3 protein-coding genes are annotated in these 2,177 nt (G+C 67.3%); all 3 read right to left on the bottom strand.

Translation table 11 applies throughout. The annotated features are described in order from the left end of the window. A partial coding sequence (locus A6302_RS20085) for a type I-E CRISPR-associated protein Cas7/Cse4/CasC (protein ID WP_210183419.1) occupies positions 1-191 on the bottom strand: 191 nt, incomplete at its 3' end. Further along, positions 184-699: a type I-E CRISPR-associated protein Cse2/CasB gene (casB, locus tag A6302_RS20080; protein ID WP_069308495.1), complete on the bottom strand. Its 516-nt coding sequence runs from the start codon at positions 697-699 to the stop codon at positions 184-186. The genes casB and A6302_RS20085, both read right to left, overlap by 8 nt. Beyond that, on the bottom strand, positions 692-2,177 hold a 1,486-nt coding region (locus A6302_RS20075), incomplete at its 5' end, for a hypothetical protein (protein WP_210183418.1). The genes A6302_RS20075 and casB, both read right to left, overlap by 8 nt.

Here is a 2,177-nt window from a genome sequence, read left to right as displayed (position 1 = left end):
TCGACGATGCTTGCCAGCGCATGCGGATCCTGTGCAAGGCGCCAATGGCGCTTCAGGCATTGCGAACTGACCCGGGTGCGCAGGTGGCCGCCGAAGGGTAGCCTCTTGGCGAGCCCGGCATCATCGCGGTTGAGCAGGGCCGCCGTGTAGGGCGCCAGAAAATGGATCTGCAGGAAGCGAGGCTCAGGCATGTTCGACCTCCCCGGTCGGTATCGTCGTGGTTCTGTCAAGTCGGGTGTAATAGTCGCGGGCCAGCCGGTTGTGGTCCCATCCCATCACCGTGCGGGCGAGGCTGACGACATCGATCTTCGGCCGGCTGCGGGCGAGCATGCGGATGGCGCGTTCGAGGGCCTCCAGGCGCGTATCGCCCTGCGAGGCGAGCAGGCGGGCGAGGCGCTGTTCGGAAAAGCCGGCATCGGCGAGCACCGCGCCGAGCGGACGGTCCTTGTCGTGGACCGATGCCGTGGCGCTTGCCGGTGTCAGCAGCGCGACCATGCGGGTGAAGCGCAGCCAGCCGGCCTCATGATCGGACGAAATGCCGAGCCGGGCCACCTGCCGCCAGAACACCGGCGCGCCGCGCTTGTCCATTCGCCGCGCCGCAGCCTTCTCCCCCGGATCGGACACGGCAAGCGCCAGAGCGATGGACAGGGCGCGCCGCGCCACCTCGTCCCGGGCGGATTTATCGACATCGTCAGGCATCGGCCACCTCCATCTGCTTGAAGTCCCGGATCGCCTCGTGAAGCTTCCAGTCCAGCCGCGCCTTGCCCCGCACTTCGGCGCGCGGCCGCATCAGGCTCGCGCATGGAATGGCTGTGAGCGCCGCCTGAAATTCTTTGCGAGCGGCTTCTGCGAGTTTCTCGAGAAAGGCGAGGCGCAGGCGGGTGAAATCGGCATCAACCGTCGCCTCGACGCGGTCCCAGAGTTCGGTAAAGAACAGGCGGTCGGCCTCGCGGCGCAGAGCCTCGCAAGCGGAGCGGGTGCGCTCATAGTGCGGCTTCTTCACCTTCTCCTGTTCGCCGCGGGCGGCGACCAATGCCAGACCGTTGCGCAGTGCAAGCTCTATAGCGGCGATGTCCTTGAGCAGGCCATCGGCCACGTCGACGGGCCGCGGGCCCAGAAACTCCTGCAGGATGGCTTTGGGAACCGGAATGACGCGGGAGCGGAAGCCGTCGGTCTTGGAGTTGCCGCGCGCAAAGGCTTCGGCAATCAGCAGCATCGGCTCCGCCTCCTCGCCGGGGAAGGGGCGGGCGAGAAGCGGCGCGTTCCATTTGCGACCGCCCGTCTTGAACAGCAGCCTGACCAGTCGCTCGTTGGTCCAGTCCGCGCCTTCGCCCAGCGTAAAGGCCTTCCCTTGGAAGTCAACGGGCGTCCAGGGGTCGCCGGTATTGCCCTTGGCCTCCTCGGCTGCGATGCGTGCTGCACTGGAGGTGCTGCGTTCCGCAGATATCCGGCCGTTCTTCTCGGCGAGGCGGACACGGCGACAGACCTCGATGAACTGTGGGTCGAGTGCGGCAAGGTCCAGTGCCTCGCCCTCCGGCCAAGGCTCCAGCCAGAGCAGCGCCTTTCCCGCGAGCCCGGAGCGGGTTTCGAGCAGGCGCCCGACATCCCGCTGCCACCAGAGCGACGGATCGACGTCCGAGCGACCCGGACTAGCCGGGGCGAGGCCGATCAGCACACGGGACGACGAGCCGCCGTTCATGCGGGCGATGCCGTAGTTGGACCTGCCGCTGTAGCCCTCCATGGTCTGGAGACTGACGAGGGCGAACAGCCAGTCCTGCGGCGCGGCCTCGCGGGCGATCTCGCGCTTCAGGTCATGGTTGCGCGAGGTGATCACCATGTCGAGCGCATCGGCGGTCGCGACCTTTGACCATTTGAGCCCGCCGGGATCCGGTGGCTGAAGGAAGGCCGGCCGTTTGCGATCCGCAACGATCAGGTGCCACGGTTCATCTTCGGGGAAATCCGCCGTCAGACCGCGAAGGATCTCCCGCCAGCCGGCTTCGCTCTCCGGAAGCTCCCGCAAGCCTGCGGCATCGAGCGACAGCACGGCGAGTTGCACGAGGAACATGTGCCAGGCCGGACGCTGGTGCGGACGAAGCGCGGGGAAGGTGGTCACCTCGCTCCGTGTCATGGCCGCGAGCAGACCGGGGAGGCTATGCCATCCCCGATCCGTCTCGATG

Source organism: Methylobrevis pamukkalensis (genome assembly GCF_001720135.1).
Classification (GTDB): domain Bacteria; phylum Pseudomonadota; class Alphaproteobacteria; order Rhizobiales; family Pleomorphomonadaceae; genus Methylobrevis; species Methylobrevis pamukkalensis.
Note: the sequence above shows the minus strand (reverse complement) of the source record. Positions and strands in the feature narration are given on the sequence as shown.

Excerpts from the sequence above, each read along its gene's own strand:
- casB (WP_069308495.1), bottom strand. The coding sequence starts at position 699 with ATGCCTGACGATGTCGATAAATCCGCCCGGGACGAGGTGGCGCGGCGC.